We start from the raw sequence: 20,842 nt of genomic DNA, 5'->3' as shown, positions 1-20,842 counted from the left end.
ATACCAACGGCTGCGGCCGTCAGACTGGCTGACTGTATCGCTCGCTGCGTCGGCAGAGGTCCGGCTAGAGATACGACTGACTCTCGGCTTCATCCTCAAGCGCAGAGATTGATCGAGGCGCTGTCGTTGGCAAGTTCGCATGCCATCCCGATACCGGGTGGAATTCCGTCGCCAAACTCAAGCCGCAGTTGCCCCCAGTCGGGTCCGAGTACCTGCCATGTACTGACCTCTTCAAAGCGCCACGATCGCCGCCGTCTCAGCCGGCAACTGGATCCGGTCCCGCATTACCGTGACCCCCTCCCCCGTAGCCAGCAGCACCCGCCGCGCCACCCCCGGCAGCGAGATCCCCTGCCCCCGCCCAGCCAGGTTCGCCACGACAAGCGTCTCCCCCCGCCGCATCAGCAAAAACTGATCCCCATGCTGCACGGAAACCGCGTGCAACCGAGGGTCAGACAGGTCCGGCAGCGACCGACGCAGAGCGATTAACCGCTGGTAGAACGACAACATCTCCCGATGCTCAGGCTTGTCCAGCTCCGCCCAGTCCAACCGCGACCGCACAAACGTCTGCGGATCCTGCGGATCAGGCACATCCCCCTCAGCCCAACCGTGCGAGGCAAACTCCCGCCGCCGCCCCAGAGCCACCGCGGTAGCCAGCTCCGGCTCCGGATGCGACGTGAAGAACTGCCACGGCGTAGACGCCGCCCACTCCTCCCCCATGAACAGCATCGGCGTGAACGGCGCGGTCAGCAGCAGCACAGCCCCCACGCGGAGCATGGCAGGCGACAACGAAGCCGAGATCCGGTCACCAGCAGCCCGGTTGCCGATCTGGTCGTGGTTCTGCAGGTAAGCCACCAACCGGTGCCCCGGCACGCGCGGGTCCAGAGGCCGCCCGTGGTGCCGGTTACGGAAGCTGGACCAGGTCCCAGCGTGGAAGAACCCGCCGGTCAGCACGTCCGACAGCGTCTCCAGCGACCCGAAGTCCCCGTAGTAGCCCTGCCGCTCCCCCGTCAGCAGCGTGTGCAACGCGTGGTGCGCGTCGTCGTTCCACTGCGCGTGCAGCCCAAAGCCGCCCGCCTCGCGAGGGGTGATCAGCCGTGGATCGTTGAGGTCGGATTCGGCGATCAGTGACAGCGGCCGGCCCAGGTGGGTGGAGAGCGCTTCGACCTCGATGGCCAGCTCTTCGAGCAGCGGCACCGCCCGGGTGTCGGGCAGGGCGTGTACGGCGTCCAGGCGCAGGCCGTCGACGTGGTAGTCGCGCAGCCACATGAGCACGCTGTCGATGATGTAGCGGCGTACCTCGTCGGAGTGCGGGCCGTCCAGGTTGACCGAGCGGCCCCAACTGTTGCTCTGCTCGGCGAGGTAGGGCCCGAACCGCGGCGCGTAGGCCCCGGAGGGCCCGAAATGGTTGTAGACGACGTCGAGGATCACCCCCAGCCCCTTGGCGTGGGCGGCGTCGACGAGGCGTTTCAGGCCGTCCGGGCCGCCGTAGGGCTGGTGCGGGGCGTACCAGCAGACGCCGTCGTACCCCCAGTTGTGTTCGCCGTTGAAGGCGTTGACCGGGAGCAGTTCGATCAGGTCGACGCCGAGCGAGACGAGGTGGTCGAGGCGGTCGATGGCCGCGTCGAAGGTGCCCTCCGGGGTGAAGGTGCCGACGTGCAGCTCGTAGAGGATGCTGCCGGGCAGTTGCCGCCCGGTCCAGGAGCTGTCGGTCCACTCGAAGGCGGCGTGGTCGTAGCGTCGGCTCGGCCCGTGCACTCCCGCAGGCTGCCACGGCGACCGGGGGTCGGGCAGCGGGGTTTCGTCGTCGTTCAGCAGAAAGGAGTAGTCGAGGCCGGCGTCGGGTACCTCGACCCGCCACCAGCCGTCGGCGGCGGCGCGCATCTCGTGGTCGGCGGCGCCGGCCAGGCGCAGCCGAACCCGGGTGGCGTCTGGCGCCCACACGGTGAATTCGGTCATCACGCAGCCTCCGCGGATTCGGTGGGAGGAGCCAGCAGTGCGACGGGATAGTCGGCCAGCAGATCGGCCAGGGAGGTCTCTCCGCCACTGTAGACCCGGCCGGTGAACAGGTCCTTCACCTCGTTAACGGGAAGCGACAGGAATGTGTCGCACCAGCCGCCGGCCCGCGCCAGGCCCAGCGGCAGGCGGGTCGCCACGGCGATCGCGCCACCCCGGTCGAAGGCCACCACGTGCCGCCCCGCCGGCCCGTGCGCCGGCACCGGCCGGTAGCCGGTGAACAGCTCCGGGTGCGCCCGGCGCAGCCGCAGGGTCCGCGACACCACCAGCAGCTTCGCCGCGCCGTCGGTGTCGATCGGCGGCTGCCAGCCGCCGTCCAGACGCGCCAGCATCTCTCGGCGTACGTCGAAGTCGACCGGGCGGCGGTTGTCCGGGTCGACCAGCGAGTTGTCCCACAGCTCGGTGCCCTGGTACGTGTCCGGCACCCCGGGCATGGCGAGCTGCACCAGCTTCTGCCCCAGGGAGTTGCACCAGCCGGCCGGGGTGATCGCCGCCGCGAGTTCGGTCAGCTCGTCGTGCAGGCTCGGGTCGTCGTACATCGCGTCGACCACACCGTGCAGCGCCCGCTCGAAGACCGGGTCGGGGTCGGCCCAACTGGTCGACGTCGCCGCCTCCCGGGCGGCCTTCTCCACGTACGCGTGCAGTCGCTCCCGTTCGATTGGCCAGGCGCCGACGGCGGTCTGCCAGAGCAGGTGGGCGAAGGCCGGGTCGGGCAGCGGCGCGCACGCCATCCACGCGGTGACCTGCTCGCCCCAGCGGCCCGGCAGCTCGCTGAGCACGGCCATCCGGGCGCGGACGTCCTCGCTGCGCTTGGTGTCGTGGGTGGAGACGGTGGTCATGCTGGCCGGCCAGCGGACCTGTCGGGCGGTGGCGAAGCGGTGGAACTCTGCCGGCGGCACCCCGAAGTGGGCGGGGGTGCCGCCGACCTCGTTGAGCGCCACGAATCGGGTCCACCGGTAGAACGCGGTGTCCTCCACGCCCTTGGCCATCACCGCGCCGGACAACTGGGGGAAGCGCTGCGCCAGCTCGTCGTCGGGGTCGCGCAGCCGGCGGGTGACCGCGTCCAGGGCGGCGGTCAGGTCGGGGCGGCGCCGGCCGGCGTCGGAGCGGGCGGCGGCGAGGTGCCGGGCGCCGTGCGGCGGGTAGCCGCGGTAGACCGGGAACGCGGCGGCCAGCTCGGCGAGCGCGGCCCGCGCCTGCTCGCTCGGTACCTCGGGGGCGAGCGCGACCAACCGGGTCAGCTCGGCGGCGAGCAGCCGGGTGGCGGCGGCCAGCTTGGTGTCGTGGGTGAGGTTCTCCCACGAGGTGTGTCGGCCGGCGAGGCGGGTGTCCAGCACCGTGAAGTCGCCCTCGGCGTCGGGGTCGACGAAGAGCCCGTTGACCGCGGCGAGAGCGTCGTAGCCGGTGGTGCCGTCCACCGGCCAGTCCGGCAGCTCCTCGCCGTACTCCAGGATCTTCTCCACGATCAGCGAGGCTTCCGGCGCGGCCTCCCGCAGCCGGGTCAGGTAGCCGCCCGGGTCGCGCAGGCCGTCCGGGTGGTCGACGCGGATGCCGTCGACCTCCCCGTCGGCGGCCCAGCGCAGGATCAGCTCGTGGGTGGCGGCGAACACCGCTGGGTCCTCCACCCGCAGCCCGGCCAGGCCGGAAACGGCGAAGAACCGACGGTACGTCAGCTCGGCGTCGCCGCGCCGCCAGGAGACCAGCTCGTAGTGCTGCCGGTCGTGCACCTCCCGCGCGCTGCCGTCGCCGGTGCCGTCGGCGACCGGGAACCGGTGCTCGTGGTAGCGCAGTTCTGAGTCGACGAGCTTGAGGTCGTCCAGGGCGGCCGGGTCGTCGGCCAGCACCGGCAGCAGCAGACGGCCCCGGTCCCAGTCGATGTCGAACCAGTCGGCGTACGCCGAGGCGCGACCCCGACGCAGCACGTCCCACCAGGCGGGGTTGGCCGGTGGTACGGCCACCCCGGCGTGGTTGGGCACGATGTCGACGACCAGGCCGAGCTTCTTGTCGCGCAGCGCGCGCAGCAGCCGCTGCCGACCGGCTTCACCGCCCAGCTCCGGGTTGACGGCCCGGGGGTCGACCACGTCGTAGCCGTGCGCGGAGCCGGGGGTGGCCGTCAGCAGCGGGGCGCTGTAGAGGTGGCTGACGCCGAGGTCGGCGAGGTAGTCGACGATCCCGGCGGTGGCGTCCAGGTCGAAGCCGGGACGGATCTGCACTCGGTAGGTGGCTGTCGTCTTCCTCTGCTCGGGGTGAGGGGGCACCGCCATCTCAGATCGTCCTCTCCAGCACCACCAGGGAACGGTCCGGCACCCGGATGGTGCCGCCCGCGCTGATCACCGTGACGTCGTCCGGTTCGGGTTCGGCGGTGCTGATGACCCGTTCCCACTTCTGGCCGTACTCGCTGCCGGGCAGGGTGAAGTCCAGCGGTGCGTCATGGGCGTTGAAGCAGAGCAGGAACGAGGCGTCGTGGTGGCGCTGGCCGTACTGGCCACGCTCCCGGATGCCCTCGCCGTTGACGAAGAGCGCAACCGAGCGGCCGAAGTCGTTGCCCCAGTCCTCGCCGGTCATCTCCCGCCCGTCCGGGGTGTACCAGGCCAGGTCGGGCAGCGGCCCGTCGACCTCGCGCCCGCCGACCGGCAGGCCGGTGAAGAACCGGCGGCGGCGGAACACCTGGTGCCGGGCCCGGAACGCGGTCAGCGTCCGGACGAACTCCAGCAGCTGGGAGTCGGCGTTGTCCCAGTCGACCCAGGCCAGCTCGCTGTCCTGGCAGTAGGCGTTGTTGTTGCCCCGCTGGGTGCGGCCCAGCTCGTCGCCGTGGCCGATCATCGGTACGCCCTGGGAGAGCATCAGGGTGGCCAGGAAGTTGCGCCGCTGCTTGGCGCGCAGGGCGAGCACCGCCTCGTCGTCGGTGTCACCCTCGACGCCGGAGTTCCACGACCTGTTGTGGCTCTCGCCGTCCCGGTTGTCCTCGCCGTTGGCCTCGTTGTGCTTGTCGTTGTACGACACCAGGTCGTTGAGCGTGAACCCGTCGTGGCAGGTGACGAAGTTGATGCTGTGGAACGGCCGGCGCCCGTCGTCCTGGTAGAGGTCGGCGGAGCCGGAGATTCGGGACGCGAACTCGGCCAGGGTGGCCGGTTCACCGCGCCAGAAGTCCCGCACGGTGTCGCGGTACTTGCCGTTCCACTCGGTCCACACCGGCGGGAAGTTGCCCACCTGGTAGCCGCCGGGGCCGACGTCCCACGGCTCGGCGATCAGCTTGACCTGGCTGACCACCGGGTCCTGCTGGACCACCTCGAAGAAGGTGGAGAGCCGGTCGACCTCGTAGAACTCGCGGGCGAGGGTGGCTGCCAGGTCGAAGCGGAAGCCGTCGACGTGCATCTCCTGCACCCAGTAGCGCAGCGAATCCATGATCAGTTGAAGGGAGTGCGGGCTGCGCACGTTGAGGCTGTTGCCGGTGCCGGTGTAGTCGACGAAGTACCGGCGGTCCTCCTCGCTGAGCCGGTAGTAGCTGGGGGCGTCCACGCCCTTGAAGCTCAGCGTCGGCCCGAGGTGGTTGCCCTCCGCGGTGTGGTTGTAGACCACGTCGAGGATGACCTCGATGCCGGCCGCGTGCAGCGCCTTGACCATGCCGCGGAACTCCTGCACCTGCTGGCCGAGCCGGCCCAGCGCGGAGTAGCCGTGGTGCGGGGCGAAGAAGCCGATGGTGTTGTAACCCCAGTAGTTGCGCAGCCCGAGGTCGACCAGCCGGTGGTCGTGGATGAACTGGTGCACCGGCATCAACTCGATGGCGGTCACGCCGAGCCGGGTCAGGTACTCGATCATCGGCGGGGAGGCGATGCCGGCGTACGTGCCGCGCAACTCCTCCGGGATGTCCGGGTGGCGCATGGTCAGCCCGCGTACGTGCGCCTCGTAGATCACGGAGTGGTGGTACGGGGTGCGCGGCGGCCTGTCGTTGCCCCAGTCGAAGTACGGGTTGACCACCACCGACTTCGGCATGAACGGCGCCGAGTCGGTCTCGGACATCCGCTCCGGGTGCTCCAGGTCGTAGTCGTAGACCGCCGGGTCCCACGTCACGTCACCGTCGACCGCCTTGGCGTACGGGTCGAGCAGCAGCTTGTGCGGGTTGCAGCGCAGCCCGTTCGCCGGGTCGTACCGCCCGTGCACCCGGTAGCCGTATCGCTGCCCCGGCTCGATGCCCGGCAGGTACGCGTGCCAGACGTAGGCGTCCACCTCACGCAGCTCGACCCGCCGCTCGGCGCCGGTGTCCCACTCGTCGAACAGGCACAGCTCGACCCGCTCGGCCACCTCGGAGAAGATGGCGAAGTTGGTGCCCATCCCGTTGTAGGTGGCGCCCAGGGGGTACCGCTCGCCCGGCCAGACCTGCATGTCGCTCCTTCAGACCGTGGTCATGTGCGCGCCCGCGCCACGAGCGCACCGGCGTGGGCCGCAGTGCGCACGCCGGTAATGCCCGGCACTCCCACGCGCCAATCCATCCTTTCAGGGGATGCCCGGAATCCACCTGTCTGGTGCGCGCCAAGCCCTCAGGTGTCTTCCGTCACCTTGTCCCCTCTCAAGGTGCGTTACCGCGCTCGATGGCCTTTGCTTGTTCGTGGACGCGTCCGCGCGTACCTCACTCGGCCCTCGGCCACCCCACCACCTCCCGCTTCGCCGCCACTGACGCCGGCGCGTACCACCATGCATGGACGGAGATTGATGTGACGACCCTGCGGGTCGGCGAGCAGCTCGCTAACACCTCGGACCGGATCCACCGGCCCACCCTGACCTCCCGCCCCCAACTCCCGGCACAGGCCGGGCCGGGGGTCCCGCCACAGACCCGTCGCATCCTGATGCTCTCGTGGGAGTACCCGCCGGTGCTCGTCGGCGGCCTCGGCCGACACGTCCACGCGCTGTCGGTGGCCCTGGCCGCCGCCGGCCACGAGGTCACCGTCGTCACCCGCCACGCCGAGGGCGCGCCGCTCGAGGAGTACGCCGACGGCGTCCGCATCCTGCGTGCTTCCGAAGACCCCGTCACCTTCCCCCTGGCCACCGGCTCCCTCCTTGCCTGGACCATGGCGTTCAACCACACCCTCACCCGTACCGCGCTGCGCGCCACCGAGGCCGGTTCGTACGACGTCATCCACGCCCACGACTGGCTCGTCGCCCACACCGCGATGACGTTGCGCGACCACCTGGACATCCCGCTGGTGAGCACCATTCACGCCACCGAGGCCGGTCGGCACCAGGGCTGGCTGCCGGAGGAGATGAACCGCACCATCCACGGCGTCGAACACTGGCTCAGCACCGAGTCCGGCCGCGTGATCGTCTGCTCCGGGTACATGCGCGACGAGGTGAACGCGCTGTTCGGGGTGCCGGCCGACCGGGTCGACGTGGTGGCCAACGGTGTGGAGCCGCACCGCTGGAAGGTGCCGGCACGCGAGGTGACCGCCGCCCGAACCCGGTTCGCTGGGGACGGCCCGCTGGTCACCTTCGCCGGCCGGCTGGTCTACGAGAAGGGCGTACAGCACCTGATCGCCGGCCTGCCACGCCTGCGTGAGCGGCACCCAGGGCTGCGCGTGGTGATCGCCGGCGACGGCCCGTACCGCGCGGAGCTGGAGTCTGAGGTGCACCGCCGCGGCCTGGGCGGCATGGTCGCCATGCCGGGCTTCCTCGGTGGCACCGACCTGCCGGCGCTGATGGCCGCCTCCGACTGCTTCGCGGTGCCGAGCATCTACGAGCCGTTCGGCATGGTCGCCCTGGAGGGCGCCGCCGCTGGCGCGCCGCTGGCGGTCGCCGCCACCGGTGGCCTCGCGGAGATCGTCGAGCCGGGGGTGACCGGGATGACCTTCCAACCGCACGACCCCGACGGGCTCGCCGACGCCGTCGACGCGCTGCTGTCGGACCGCGACCGTGCCCGTGCCCTGGCCCGCCGCGCCCGCCGGATGGTGCACGACCAGTACGGCTGGTCCGCCATCGCCCAACGCACCGCCGCCAGCTACACCGGCGCCATCGCCAACGACGCCGCCTTCACCGCCCAGCGCGCCGAGCAACGCATGTCCCAGGGCCGCGCCCTACCTGCCCTCCCCACCGGCAACCTGCTCGCCGCCGCCGGCCTGCGCTGACCGCCGGCCCTTGCCGCCGCTGTCATCGCCGCTGTTGCCACCATCGCGCTGATCGTCGTCCCGGTCGCTACCCGCGGCCCGGTGCTGCTCGCTGATCGACTCCGTTTCGCCGACATCGGGGTATCCCAGCACCGGGATGCCCCGATGTCGGCGCTCCAGCGCGGGGCGTTCGAGGTCAGTACCGGACTGCCGGGCCTGTCAGAATGCGCGCATGCCTCGTCTTGTCGACGCCCTGGACTCCGCCTTCCCGGTTGCCGCCTCGATCGCGCTGGACCTGATCCGACGCTCCGAGGTGTCCGACCAGTGGTCGAGCCCGAGCGCACTGCCACACCTGTCCGTGGGAGCTCTGGCGTGCCACCTGGGACGTCAGGCGGTCCGGGCGGCGGAACTGCTGCCGACCTCGACCGACCTGCCGCTCCTCGAGTCAGCCGACGACCACTACGAGCGGGCCGCCTGGGTGACCGCGGGGCCTCCGGACGAGGACTCGGTGGCCGCAAGCCTGGACGAAGCCGAAGCGACGCGGGGACCAGCGGACCTGCACGCCCGCTCCGTCCTCGCGCTGGAGGAGGTGGGTGACCTGCTCGCACGAGGGGCCGCCCGCGACGTCGTGCCGATCCCGTGGCAGGGCTGGTCCCTGCGGCGCAGCGACTTCTTGCTCACGCGCCAGCTGGAGATCGTGGTCCACGCCGACGACCTCGCGGTGAGCGTCGGCGTGCCCACGCCGGCCTTTCCGGCGGATGTCTTCGATCCCGTGCGCGACCTGTTGGTGCGCTTGGCCGTGCGCCGTCACGGCCAGTCCGCGGTGATCAGCGCGCTGAGCCGCAGCGAGCGAGGGCAGGACATCTCCGCCTTCTGACACCCAACACCTCAACGGCCGCCACGAAAGCCGGCATGGTCCCCGCAGCCCGCGCGACCCACGCCTCACGGGGTTGCGCCGGGAGCTTTCCCGGCCCCGGCCTCACAGGCCTCATAGGCCCACAGACAGGCCCACAGGCAGGCCCCATAGGCCCTGTAGGCCCTGTCGAGCTGCCCCAGAAATGGGGCGGGGTGAAGCATCCGGAGGCCCGAACGGAATGCGGATCGGCCGGAAATCCCACGAAGGACCGGCACAGACTCTTGATCGACCCGGTGTGGCGGTCGGACCGCGCCCGCCCGCCCCATATTTGGGGCAGCTCGACAGGGGCGGACCGGGGCAGGGCGGCTGGCGGGGGCGGATGTGGCTCAGGGCTGCCGCCGGGACGGGCGGATGCGCTCGACGCTGCCGGCCGGGACGGCTGCGTCCAAGGCTGCCGGCCGGAACGGCTGCGTTCGGGGCTGGCGGCGGGCGGCGGCAGGCGGCGGCAGGCGGCTGGCGGGCGGCGGCAGGCGGCGGGCGGGCGGCGGCGGGCGGCGGCGGGCGGCGGCGGGCGGCAGGCGGGCGGCGGGCGGCTGGAAAGGCGGCAGGCCGCCGACCCGGTGGGTCGACGGCCTGACGGTGGTGCGTCGTGGAGGTCAGCGCTCGGCGAAGGGGACGTAGTCCCGCTCGGCGGAGCCGACGTAGATCTGCCGCGGACGGCCGATCTTGGTCTCCGGGTCGTTGATCATCTCGCGCCACTGGGCGATCCAGCCGGGGAGCCGGCCGAGGGCGAAGAGCACGGTGAACATCTTCGTCGGGAAGCCCATGGCCTTGTAGATCAGGCCGGTGTAGAAGTCCACGTTCGGGTAGAGCCGGCGGGAGACGAAGAAGTCGTCGGCGAGCGCGATCTCCTCCAGCTCCATGGCGATGTCCAGCAGCGGGTCCGGCTTGGCCATCCGGCCCAGCACGTCCTGCGCGGCCTTCTTGACGATCGCCGCCCGCGGGTCGTAGTTCTTGTAGACCCGGTGGCCGAAGCCCATCAGCTTGACGCCGTCCTCCTTGTCCTTGACCTTGCGGACGAAGGACCGGACGTCGTCATCGCCGGCGTGGATCTGCTGGAGCATCTCCAGCACGGCCTGGTTGGCACCGCCGTGCAGCGGGCCGAACAGCGCGTTCACGCCGGCGGAGACCGAGGCGAACAGGTTGGCGTTGCTGGAGCCGACCAGCCGGACGGTCGAGGTGGAGCAGTTCTGCTCGTGGTCGGCGTGCAGGACGAAGAGCATGTCCAGCACCTTCGACATCACCGGGTCGACCTCGTACGGCTCCGCCGGCACGCCGAAGGTCATCCGCAGCAGGTTGTCGACGTACCCCAGCGAGTTGTCCGGGTACAGCAGCGGCTGCCCGATGGACTTCTTGTAGGCGTACGAGGCGATGGTGGGCACCTTCGCCATCAGCCGGACAGTGGAGATCTCCACATGCTCGGAGTCGAACGGGTCCAGGCTGTCCTGGTAGAAGGTCGAGAGGGCGCTCACGGCCGAGGAGAGCACGGCCATCGGGTGGGCGTCCCGGGGGAAGCCGTCGAAGAAGCGGCGCATCTCCTCGTGCAGCAGCGAGTGCCTCCGAATCCACTCGGTGAACTCGGCCAGCTGCTGCTCGGTCGGCAGCTCACCGTAGATGAGCAGGTAGGAGACCTCCAGGAAGGAGGACTTCTCGGCCAGCTGCTCGATCGGGTATCCCCGGTAACGCAGGATCCCCGCGTCGCCGTCGATGTAGGTGATCGCGGATGAGGCAGCCGCGGTGTTCACGAAACCGGGGTCGTACGTGGTCATTCCGGTTTCTTTCAGCAGCTTGCTAACCCCGACACCGGCGGGGCCCTCGACCGCGGGATGCACCGGCATCGACAGCTGCCCACCGGGGTGATCGAGCTTGACTTCCGTCATGTGGTTCCTCGCTTCGCCGGCAGATCTACGTTGAATTGCCTTCGCTTCTACCGTAATTGCGGCTTGGGGGACACTGCCCGCCGTGGTTCGCCGGTGAGGTATGCGTCACCCGATTCCCGACCGGGCAGCCGGGAAACCCTCCGTCCCGCCGTGCGGGACCTGGCGGAGCAGCTTCACGACAGGGCAAGGCGTCGGAGCGTACCGTCCGTCGCGATCTGGTAGACGTCGAGCTGGTTGGTGCCGGCCCGGAACAGCTGGTCGTCGGTGAGCAGCGCGGCGAATCGGCGTCCGCCGGGATCGGTGGGCACCACCGGTACGACCGCGCCGATCCGGCCGTTGACGGCCACCGCCAGCAGGGTGCCGTCCGGGATCCGGTCCGGCACGTCGCCCCAGACCAGCGCCGGGAGGGTGCCGGTGTCCGGGTCCGTGGCCCGGAACGCGGCGAGGTCGGCCACCGTGGCGCTGCCGCCGGCCGGGCCGGCGCGGACCTCGGTGCCCACCAGCGGGTGCGGTGCCGGCAGCGGCGGCGGGGCGGGCACCCCGCCGGGGAAGGTGACCGGTTCGCCGGGGCGGTCGTAGAAGTGCTTCGTTCCGTCGGTGCGCGGGGCCTGCCGGGCGGAGCGTCCGTCGACCCGCCAGGGCAGCCGGATACCGGCCTGGTCGGCCACGGTCGGCAGCAGGTCGACGTGCTCCCAGTTGCGGTCGTCCACCCGGCCGGCCTGCTGCCCGGGCTCCTTGACGAACATCGGCACCCACGCCACCTCGCCGGCGGCGGCCTTGATCGCGTCCATGCCCCGGCCCTGGGCGCCCGCGCGGAAGCTCACCCCGTGGTCGGCGGTGACCACGACGAGGGCCTGGTCGTAGAGGCCGCTGGCGCGCAGCGTACGCAGCGTCTCGCCGATCAGCCGGTCGGTGTAGCCGAGCTGGGCGAGGTGGCGCTGCCGGGCCAGCTCGACCCAGCCGGCGCCATCGTTGGGCAGGTCCTCGGGGGCGTCGTAACGCACCCCGGACGGCAGGTACGCCCACGGCGAGTGCGGCATCAGCAGGTGCAGGAAGTGCAGGGCGGGCCGGGGCTCCGGCTTCAGCCCGGCCAGGAAGCTGGTGAACCGGGCCGGCTGGTTGTCGTCCAGGCTGTCCCAGCGGAACTTCGGGTCGGCCGGCACCGGCTCGGCGGCGTCCAGGCCGGCCTCGGCCCGGGTCTGCTCCCGGTAGGAGTCCTCCGGGTCGACGCGGGTGGGTGTCGGCCCGGCGACCTGGCCGAGCAGCTTGCCGGTCTCCCGGACCAGTACGCCGAGCCCCTGTTCCGGGCTGACCGGCTGCTCGCATCGGCTGGGCGGGCAGAGCCGGGTAATGCTCTCCTGGGCGTGGATGTCGTAGAGGCCGCCGAAGGCGGTGAAGAGGTTGTCCGGGTACTGCGAGTAGTGCGGCGCGACCGACCGCGCCGGGTAACGGCCGGTGAGCATCGCCGGCAGCGCGTTGGGGGTCCAGCCGCTGACGCCGGTGGCGTTGCGGTACCACGTCGACGCCCCGGCGAGCTCGGCGAAGTGCGGGAACCGGGCCGCGTCGATCCGACCGTCCGCGCCGAGCAGGCTGACCAGTGGCAGCTCGTCGAGGATCAGCATGACCACCGGAGGGTGCCCGCCCGGGCCCTGGGCAGTGCCGGCCGCGCCGCCGTCGCCGCGCGGCAGCACCACCGCCGAGGTGGGTGAAACGAGCAGGAAGAGCGCCACGAAGGCCACCGGGCCGGCGGCGGCCAGTCGCAGCACCCGGCCCAGTGCCCGCCACCGCCGGTGCGCGGCCGCGCCGGCCACGCCGGCCAGCCCGGCGACCAGCAGCAGGGGTACGCCCCGCAGCGGCGTCGCGTGCCGGCCCACCTGCACGGCCAGCGCGGTGAGCAGCAGGCCGACCAGCCCGGTGTGGGTGAGCGCGCGGACGGTCCGGCCGGCCACCCGGCTGAGCGCGCCGAGCACCGCCACCGGCACGGTGGGTGCCACCGCCACCAGGGCCGTCAGCAGCAGGATCTGGCCCGGGTCGGCGCGGTGGAAGAGGAAGAAGTCGGGGCTGCGGCCGAGTACGTCCAGCAGTGGCTGGGTGACCACCAACCCGACCAGTGCCACCACCTCCAGCAGCCGGCCCAGCTCACCGCGCCAACCGCGGTCCCACCGCCCGGTGACCGGTTCCGCGGCCGGAGTGCCCGGCTGTGCTGGCGGGGGTGCGGGTGCTGGTTCAGCCACCCATCACCGTCCGGTAGAGCGTGCGGGTGCCCGAGGGCAACTCCAACCGGTCGGTGATCCGGCCCCGGGCCGCGAGCAGCCTCTCGAAGGCGTCCCGCCGGTAGTTCGGAAAGAGGCCGTCGGGCTTGTTGGCCAGCAGCCGGAGGGCCATCGGGTCCTCCGGGTGGACGAACTCCACCACCATCGCACCACCCGGCGCGGTCAGCCCCACCAGCCAGTCGACCACCTCCGGCAGCGGCACGTTGCGCCCGATCGCCAGGTGGTGCACCACGGCCAGGGCGAGCACCGCGTCGGCGGACGCCCGCTCGGCGAAGCCGGCGCGCTCGGCACCTCGCCAGCCTCCTCCGGGTGACGGGTCGGCCAGGTCCAGCACCAGCGGCAGGATCCGCCGCTGCCCCTCGGCCCGCAGCGCCCGGTACAGGTCGTCGACAACGGCCGGGTCCTGCTCGACGGCGACGACGTAGTCGGCGTGCTCGGCCGCGATCCGGGCGTACCGGCCGTCGTTGGCGCCCAGGTCGAGCACCAGGCGGGGGCGGACGCCGGCGGTCAGCGCGGCGGCCACGAACTGTTCCTTGGCCGCCCGGTCCCGCGCCGAGTAGCCGCAGGTGCGCTGGTAGTCGGCCCAGTGGCTGGCCGGCGGGCGCCGGTCCAGCCGGCGGACCAGTTTCTCGATGCCGCGCACGGTGGCCAGCAGCAGCTCCCGGGAGTAGCCGGCGGCCCGCAGTTGGGCTCGTACGTCGCTGGTGCTGGCCTCGGCGTGCCGCTGCTGCATCGCGCCGTGCAGGTGCAGGTGGGTCAGTACGCCCGGACGCAGCCGACGTGCCCCGCCGAAGAGCGGACGGAGCTGGTCGGCCTCGATGCCGTCGACCCGGGCGCGCAGCAACGGCTGGAAGTCGACCCCCAGGTGGGCGGTGAGCAGCAGCGGGTAGAGCACGGTCTGGCAGAACTGCCGGTACCCGGCCCACGGCTCGCCGTCACGCACCGGCTCGAAGGACCCAATGTCGATGAAGACCGGGTCGGCGCCACGCCACTGCAGGTTGTAGGCCGAGCCGTCCTTGGTGGTGAAGCCGTCGGCGAGTGCGTCGCGCAGGATCTCCAGGTGCAGCAGCGCGGCGTCGCGCAGCATGGTGAAGGACCACTCGTACGGGTGGGAGACGAACGGGATGCGTTCGTGGCGCAGCACCGCCGCCCACGGTGCCCCGACCGCTGCGGGCACCAACGCCGACGGTGCGTCCTCGGTGGGGCAGACCTTGCCCGCGGCCACCAGCGTGGGGAAGAACGCGCTGGCCGTCAGCGCCCGCCAGTGCTCGGCGGCCTGCGCGTCCAGCCCGCGCAGCACGTCGTCTCCGAGGTGGAAGACGCGGTTGGCCGGGTCGCGGAAGGAGGCCGGCTCGGGCCGTACCCCGGGGGGTGAGGTCGTCATCGCCGGGACGGGCCGGCTCACTGGTGGTCGGTGGGCTGGCGACGGAACCGGTCGACCAGCCGCCGCCAGTAGAGCTTGGCGGCGACCGCGGCGCCGGCCACCCCGCCCACGACCGCCTGCACGATCAGGCTGCCGGATCCCGCGTCCAGGTAGGCCAGATGGATCACCGACCGCTCCTTCCCCTCGCCCGTCTCGACACCGGCGTCCCGGGCATACAGCGGTGAGGCTTTTGACCCAGAAAGCCGGACTTGTCTGTCACCGTACGCCGATCGCCGACGCCGTATCGGCCACATCGGCGGACTCCCAGGCGGGCCACAGGGATGCGTCCGGCGGTGACCTACCCCGCGCCGGACGAGGACCCCGACGGGCGTCACACGCGACGCGTCGTCGAGGTCCTCGCGGAGGTGCTGGGCACGGTCCGCAGCTGACGGGGTCAGTTCTGCCGGTGGTGCATGCCGAGGCGCAGCAGCACGAAGCGCAGCACGGTGGCGGCCAGGTTCGCGGCCACCAGCACGGCCAGCTCCACCAGCCGGGTGGGTGCGCCGTCGACCGCGTGCAGCACAGCCAACGAACCGCTGGTCAGCACCAGACCGAGCGCGAAGGCCAGCAACCCCTGCACGTGGTGCCGGCCGGCGTGCCGGCGCCCGCTGATGCCGAACGTCAGCCGCCGGTTCGCGGCCGTGTTCGCCACCGCCGTCACCAGCAGCGCCAGCAGGTTCGCCGGCTGCGCGCCGAGCGCACCGCGGGTGGCCACGAAGAGCAGCAGGTACGCCAGGGTGCTGGCCACCCCGACCGCGGCGAACCGGACCAACTGCCGAGGCAGACCGACCGGCACCTGTGCCGGCGACGCGGCCAGCGGCCCCCGGCCCACCTGCGCGCGCAGCTCGGTCAACGGCAGCGCGCCGGTCAACAGCGCCCGGCCCAGCCGACCCATCCCGCGCAGGTCGGCCAGCGCGGTGGCGACGATGTCGACGCGGCTGTCCGGGTCGTCGACCCAGTCCACCGGCACCTCGTGGATCCGCAGCCCGGCCCGCTGGGCCAGCACCAGCAGCTCGGTGTCGAAGAACCAGCCGGTGTCCTGGACCAGGGGAAGCAGCCCGCCAGCCACGTCCGCGCGGATCGCCTTGAACCCGCACTGGGCGTCGGAGAACCGGGCCGCCAGCGCCCCGCGCAGCAGCAGGTTGTAGGCCCGCGAGATGACCTCCCGCTTGGTCCCGCGCACCACCCGGGAGGTACGCGCCAGCCGGGTGCCGATCGCCAGGTCGGAGTGGCCGGAGATGAGCGGCGCGACCAGCGGCAGCAGCGCCGCCAGGTCGGTGGAGAGGTCCACGTCCATGTACGCCAGCACCGGCGCGGACGAGGCGGACCATGCGGCGGACAGTGCCCGCCCCCGCCCCTTGGCGTCCAGGTGCAGCACCTCGACGCCGGGCAGCTCACCGGCGAGGGCCTCGGCCACCCCCAGGGTGCCGTCCACGCTGGCGTTGTCGGCGATGGTGATCTGGAACGGGTACGGGAAGTGCTCGCTCAGGTGCGCGTGCAGCCGCCGTACGCACGGCGCGAGATCGGTCTCCTCGTTGTAGACCGGGATCACCACGTCCAGCACCGCGCCGATGGTGGTCGGCCCGACCTGTACGGCGGCCCGGGGTCCGCCGAGCGCGGTCATGCCGCGTCCTTCTCGGTGCTCAGGTCGTAGACGGTGACGCCGTCCACGGTCTGGGCCGTGAAGGTCTCGGTGACCCAGGCGGCGATCTCCTGCGAGGCGGAGCTGCCACCGTTGGCCCGGAAACCTCCGTCGCCCACGAAGTAGTGGATCTCGCCGTCGGCGACGTAGCGCTGGAACTGCGCGAGGGTCGGCGACGGGTCGCTGCCGTTGAACCCGCCGATCGCCATCACCGGGTCGCCGGTGGCCAGCTGGTAGCCGGAGGCGTTGTTGGAGCCGACGGTGGCCGCCCCCCACGTGTAGTTGTCGCTGTCGCGCTCCAGCAGCTCGCGCAGCTCGGCGCTGGGCTCGCGGGTGTCGAGCAGCCCGCCCATTCCGCCGCCGGTCGAGCGACCCTGCCCGCCGCCCGGCGAGCCGGGCGCCTGCGCGCCGTTTCGGCCGCCACCGGGGAAGCCCTGGGCCTGACCGCCGTTCTGACCACCGCCAGGGAAGCCCTGAGCCTGACCGCCATTCTGGCCATCACCGGGGAAGCCCGGTGCCTGACCGCCGTTCTGGCCGCCACCGGGGAGAGCGGGAATCTGGCCGCCACCCGGCAGTTCCATGCCGCCGGGCGGTCGCCCGCCGGGGAAGCCGCCGCGGCCGAAGCCGCCCGCCACGTTCGGGCCGGCGCTCGGGATCGATCCCGTGTGCGGCGTGGAGGCGGTCTGCACCGCGTACGCCACCGGCCCCGCGAGGGCCGCCGCCGCACCCAGGCCCAGCACCACCGGCACCAGCCGACGGGGCAGCCGGTTGACCAGCAGGATCAGTGCCGCCCCGGCCAGGCCGGCGATCAGCACGGTGGTCCGCAGCCACGGGTACCAGTCGGGGCTGCGTCCGAGCAGCACCCACGCCCACCAGACGGTCACCGCCAGCGTGCCGGCGAGCGTCGCCGTGGCGGCCAGCGGACGCCACCGCTGCCAACGGGTGCCCTCCGGGTAGGCAAGGGTCCCGTCAGGCGTTTCCTGCGTACCGGCGGGCAGCGGGCGGCGCTGCCGCCAGAGCAGCGTCACGCCGATGCCGACCAGCGCGCCGACCGCCGGAGCGAGCGCCACGGTGTAGTAGGCGTGGAAGATCCCGGACATGAAGCTGAAGATCAGACCGGTGACCAGCAACCAGCCGCCCCAGAGCAGCAGCCCGGCCCGGGTGCGGTCGGTACGTGCCGCCCGGCCGGCCACCAGCAGGCCGGCAACCAGCAGGATCAGCGCGGCTGGCAGCAGCCAGGAGATCTGACCGCCGATCTCGCCGTCGAACATCCGCAGCAGGCCGGTCTGCCCACCGAACGGACCGCCCCCACCGCCACCCGGGCGGCCCCCGCCGCCGCCGACGCTGCCCACCTCGTCGCCGGTGATCCGGCCGAGGCCGTTGTAGCCGAGGGTGAGCTCCAGGATGCTGTTCCCCTGCGACCCGCCGATGTACGGCCGTGCACTGGCGGGGACCAGCTCGACGATCGCCACCCACCAACCTGCGGAGACCACCACCGCCAGGCCGGCCAGCAGCAACTGTCGGACCCGCCGCCACAACCCGGTCGGCGCCGCCAGCAGATAGACCCCGGCGAAGACCGGCACCACCAGGAACGCCTGGAGCATCTTGGTCAGGAAGCCGAAGCCGACCAGTACGCCGACCAGCATGATCCATCGGGTACTGGCCGACTCCACCGCCCGGACCGTGGCGTACGCCCCGGCGACCAGCAGCAGGACGAGCAGCGCGTCGGGATTGTTGAACCGGAACATCAGTGTCGCCACCGGGGTGACCGCGAGCACCGCGCCGGCGATCAGGCCGGCCGCCGGCCCGTACCAGCGCTTGACGGTCGCGTAGAGCACGCCGACCGAGGCGACCCCGCAGAGCGCCTGCGGAATGAGCATCGCCCAGCTGTTCAGCCCGAAGATGCGTACGGACAGGGCCATCAGCCACAGCGACGCGGGCGTCTTGTCCACGGTGATCGAGTTGGCCGCGTCCGACGAGCCGTAGAAGAGGGCCTTCCAGCTCACCGAGCCGGCCTGCACGGCCGCCGCGTAGAACGAGTTGGCCCAGCCGGAGGCGCCCAGCCCCCAGATGTAGAGCAGGCCGGTGGCCAGCAGCAGGACCACCAGCGCGGGCCGGGTCCAGGCCGGGGATCGGCGCGCTGCCGGCGGTGGGTGCTCCTGGTCCGGGCGCGTTGCCGGCGGTGGCGGACCCACCACGCCGGGATCGGCGGGTGCTGTCAGCAGGCTCTCGGTTCTGTCCATGCGGCAAGCCTCGGCGGCTGGCCTGGCCCGCCGCCGTGCGCCGACTATGCGTCAGCTGTGGGATTCGGCAACCGGACGGTGAACACCGTCCGGCCGGGGCGGCTGTCCACCGCGACCGTGCCGTGGTGGGCCTCCACGACCGCCGCCACGATCGCCAGACCGAGGCCGGTGCTGCCGTGCGCCCGGGACCGGGAGCTGTCGCCGCGCGCGAACCGCTCGAACATCTCCGGTTGCAGCTCCGCCGGCACTCCGGGCCCGTCGTCGGCGACGGTGAGCACGGCGGCGTCTCCCTCGACGGCCAGCGTGGTGGTCACCACGGTTCCCGGCGGGGTGTGCACCCGGGCATTGGCGAGCAGGTTCGCCACCACCTGGTGCAGCCGGGCGGCGTCGCCGGGAACCCGGATCGCCACCTCGGGCAGGTCGAGCTGCCAGCGGTGTTCGGGGCCCGCCACGTGCGCGTCGCTGACCGCGTCGACCACCAGGGCGGTGAGGTCGACCTGTTCGACCGCGAGTGGGCGGCCGGTGTCCAGCCGGGCCAGCAGCAGCAGGTCGTCGACGAGTCTGGTCATCCGGGTGCTCTCTGACTCCACCCGGCGCAGCGCGTGCGCCACGTCGGTGGGGACCTCGTCGCGACCGCGTCGGGCCACCTCGGCGTACCCGCGGATCGCGGCCAGCGGGGTGCGCAGCTCGTGGCTGGCATCGGCGACGAACTGGCGTACCCGCGTCTCGCTGGCCTGCCGGGCGGCGAGCGCGTCGGCGACGTGGCCCAGCATCCGGTTCAACGCGGCGCCGACCTGGCCGACCTCGGTACGCGGATCGGTGTCCGCGGCCGGGACCCGGACGGCGAGCGCCACCTCGCCGCGGTCCAACGGCAGCTCGGTGACCCGGGTGGCGGTGGCGGCCACCCGGTTCAGCGGTCGCAGCGTGGCCCGGACGATCAGCGCGCCGGCACCCCCGGCGATGACCAGCCCGACGGCCGCCACCCCGGCCTGCGCGGCGATCATCCACCAGACGGTCTCCCGCACCCCGGCCAGCGGCAGCGCGACGACCCGCACCGTGCCGTCGCGGAACTGCCGGGCCACGGCCCGGTAGTCGCCGCGCGCACCGAGGTCGACGGTGCGCGGCTGGGCGCCGACCGGCAGGGCAGCCAGCGCGGCGACCTCCTCGACCGGGACGGCCTCCTCGTCGGGAAAGGGATCCTCGCTGGACGGGCTGCGGGTCAGGGTGGAGGCGGCCGTCACCCGATCGCCGGTGATGTCGGCGACCACGGTGCCGGGCGGTGAGCCGGGCGGAATGCTCGGCCCGGTGCCCGGCCAGGCCGGCCGGCCCGGGCGGTCGCCGCGCATGACGGTCGCGGGATCCAGTTGGGCGTCCAGGCGGTCGATCAGGAAGTGCCGCAGCGCCACCGTGGTGAGCCCGCCGATGGCGACGCTGACCAGCGCGAAGAGGGCGACCAGGGCGAGCACCAGACGGGTACGCAGGGACCGGCCGGCCAGCCATCGGCGGGCGGCGCGTAGCGGCCGGCGGTGCGGCCGGCCGGCGGGGTCACTCGGCGGGTTTGAGGACATAACCCGCGCCACGCAATGTGTGGATCATCGGCGCCCGGCCGGCGTCGATCTTCTTGCGCAGGTACGAGATGTACAGCTCCACCACGTTGGCCTGGCCGCCGAAGTCGTAGTTCCACACCCGGTCGAGGATCTGCGCCTTGCTGAGCACCCGGCGCGGGTTGCGCATCAGGTACCGCAGCAGCTCGAACTCGGTCGCGGTGAGGGTGATGAGCTGGCCGTCCCGGCGCACCTCGTGACTGTCCTCGTCGAGGCTGAGGTCGCCGACGGTCAGCACCGCCTCCTGCCGGGCGGCGATCGCGAAGCCGGAGCGGCGCAGCAGCGCGCGCAGCCGGGCGATCACTTCTTCGAGACTGAACGGTTTGGTGACGTAGTCGTCGCCGCCGACGGTCAGCCCGGCGATGCGCTCCTCGACCGCGTCCCGGGCGGTCAGGAAGAGCACCGGCACGGTGGGGGCGTGCTCGCGCAGCCGTCGCAGCACCTGGAAGCCGTCCAGGTCGGGCAGCATCACGTCGAGCACCACCGCGTCCGGCTGGAACTGCCGCGCGGCGCTCAGGGCGGCCATGCCGCTGCCGGCGCTGCGTACCTGCCAGCCCTCGTAGCGCAACGCCATCGACAACAGGTCGGTGAGCGTCGGTTCGTCGTCGACCACCAGCACCCGGACCGGTTCGCCGTCGGGACGGCGCAACTCGATCCGGTCCGGTGCGGCCTGCCCGTCCATGACCATGTCCCCCATCCTGGACACGACGTCTGTGCCACGCCCCTGCGTCGGCTGTGCGCCAGCTGTGCGGC

13 protein-coding genes are annotated in these 20,842 nt (G+C 72.2%); 2 read left to right on the top strand and 11 right to left on the bottom strand.

Annotated elements, in window-relative coordinates; genetic code table 11:
- Nucleotides 1-231: 231 nt before the first annotated feature.
- The 3 genes from treZ to glgX are packed head-to-tail and all read right to left on the bottom strand — an operon-like array spanning nucleotide 232 to nucleotide 6,396.
- Nucleotides 232-1,956, bottom strand: a complete 1,725-nt coding sequence (gene treZ, locus ABZV00_RS18590; protein WP_355607675.1) for a malto-oligosyltrehalose trehalohydrolase — start codon at nucleotides 1,954-1,956, stop codon at nucleotides 232-234.
- The gene (treY, locus tag ABZV00_RS18585) at nucleotides 1,956-4,277 is read right to left on the bottom strand and encodes a malto-oligosyltrehalose synthase (RefSeq protein WP_355607673.1); all 2,322 of its coding nucleotides are present in this window, start codon (nucleotides 4,275-4,277) and stop codon (nucleotides 1,956-1,958) included. The genes treZ and treY overlap by 1 nt, the downstream gene beginning before the upstream one ends.
- Nucleotide 4,278: 1 nt before the next feature.
- Nucleotides 4,279-6,396 carry a glycogen debranching protein GlgX gene (gene glgX / locus ABZV00_RS18580; RefSeq protein WP_355607670.1) on the bottom strand — a complete coding sequence of 706 codons (2,118 nt, stop codon included), beginning with the start codon at nucleotides 6,394-6,396 and terminating at the stop codon, nucleotides 4,279-4,281.
- Between the two features lie 329 nt (nucleotides 6,397-6,725).
- Here glgX and ABZV00_RS18575 point away from each other — a divergent pair, with 329 nt between their 5' ends.
- A complete protein-coding gene (locus tag ABZV00_RS18575; RefSeq protein WP_355607667.1) occupies nucleotides 6,726-8,129 on the top strand; it encodes a glycosyltransferase family 4 protein in 1,404 nt (467 codons plus the stop codon).
- 211 nt (nucleotides 8,130-8,340) lie between these two features.
- A complete protein-coding gene (locus ABZV00_RS18570; RefSeq protein ID WP_355607665.1) occupies nucleotides 8,341-8,985 on the top strand; it encodes a maleylpyruvate isomerase N-terminal domain-containing protein in 645 nt (214 codons plus the stop codon).
- A gap of 635 nt (nucleotides 8,986-9,620) precedes the next feature.
- On the opposite strand, the gene ABZV00_RS18565 is transcribed toward ABZV00_RS18570, so the two are convergent.
- The 8 genes from ABZV00_RS18565 to ABZV00_RS18530 all read right to left on the bottom strand — a co-directional run bounded on the left by ABZV00_RS18565 (nucleotide 9,621) and on the right by ABZV00_RS18530 (nucleotide 20,777).
- Nucleotides 9,621-10,904 carry a citrate synthase gene (locus ABZV00_RS18565; protein ID WP_328417136.1) on the bottom strand — a complete coding sequence of 428 codons (1,284 nt, stop codon included), beginning with the start codon at nucleotides 10,902-10,904 and terminating at the stop codon, nucleotides 9,621-9,623.
- A gap of 173 nt (nucleotides 10,905-11,077) precedes the next feature.
- The gene (locus ABZV00_RS18560) at nucleotides 11,078-13,138 is read right to left on the bottom strand and encodes a sulfatase-like hydrolase/transferase (RefSeq protein WP_355607661.1); all 2,061 of its coding nucleotides are present in this window, start codon (nucleotides 13,136-13,138) and stop codon (nucleotides 11,078-11,080) included.
- Nucleotides 13,131-14,561: a methyltransferase domain-containing protein gene (locus tag ABZV00_RS18555; protein WP_355607658.1), complete on the bottom strand. Its 1,431-nt coding sequence runs from the start codon at nucleotides 14,559-14,561 to the stop codon at nucleotides 13,131-13,133. Before ABZV00_RS18555 ends, ABZV00_RS18560 begins: the two co-directional genes overlap by 8 nt.
- A 17-nt stretch (nucleotides 14,562-14,578) precedes the next feature.
- Complete coding sequence (locus tag ABZV00_RS18550) at nucleotides 14,579-14,728, bottom strand: hypothetical protein (RefSeq protein ID WP_355607656.1); 150 nt, start codon at nucleotides 14,726-14,728, stop codon at nucleotides 14,579-14,581.
- Nucleotides 14,729-14,994: 266 nt separating this feature from the next.
- Nucleotides 14,995-16,224: a bifunctional glycosyltransferase family 2/GtrA family protein gene (locus tag ABZV00_RS18545; RefSeq protein WP_355607654.1), complete on the bottom strand. Its 1,230-nt coding sequence runs from the start codon at nucleotides 16,222-16,224 to the stop codon at nucleotides 14,995-14,997.
- Complete coding sequence (locus tag ABZV00_RS18540) at nucleotides 16,221-18,485, bottom strand: glycosyltransferase family 39 protein (RefSeq protein ID WP_355607652.1); 2,265 nt, start codon at nucleotides 18,483-18,485, stop codon at nucleotides 16,221-16,223. The genes ABZV00_RS18545 and ABZV00_RS18540 overlap by 4 nt, the downstream gene beginning before the upstream one ends.
- 44 nt (nucleotides 18,486-18,529) lie before the next feature.
- Nucleotides 18,530-19,981 carry a HAMP domain-containing sensor histidine kinase gene (locus ABZV00_RS18535; RefSeq protein ID WP_355607901.1) on the bottom strand — a complete coding sequence of 484 codons (1,452 nt, stop codon included), beginning with the start codon at nucleotides 19,979-19,981 and terminating at the stop codon, nucleotides 18,530-18,532.
- A 49-nt stretch (nucleotides 19,982-20,030) separates the two neighbouring features.
- The gene (locus ABZV00_RS18530; protein ID WP_328417148.1) at nucleotides 20,031-20,777 is read right to left on the bottom strand and encodes a response regulator transcription factor; all 747 of its coding nucleotides are present in this window, start codon (nucleotides 20,775-20,777) and stop codon (nucleotides 20,031-20,033) included.
- Between the last annotated feature and the right edge of the window lie 65 nt (nucleotides 20,778-20,842).

The organism is Micromonospora sp. NPDC005173, assembly GCF_040608515.1.
Taxonomy (GTDB): domain Bacteria; phylum Actinomycetota; class Actinomycetes; order Mycobacteriales; family Micromonosporaceae; genus Micromonospora.
The sequence above is the reverse complement of the archived record's forward strand: the minus strand, read 5'-3'. Positions and strand labels throughout refer to the sequence as shown.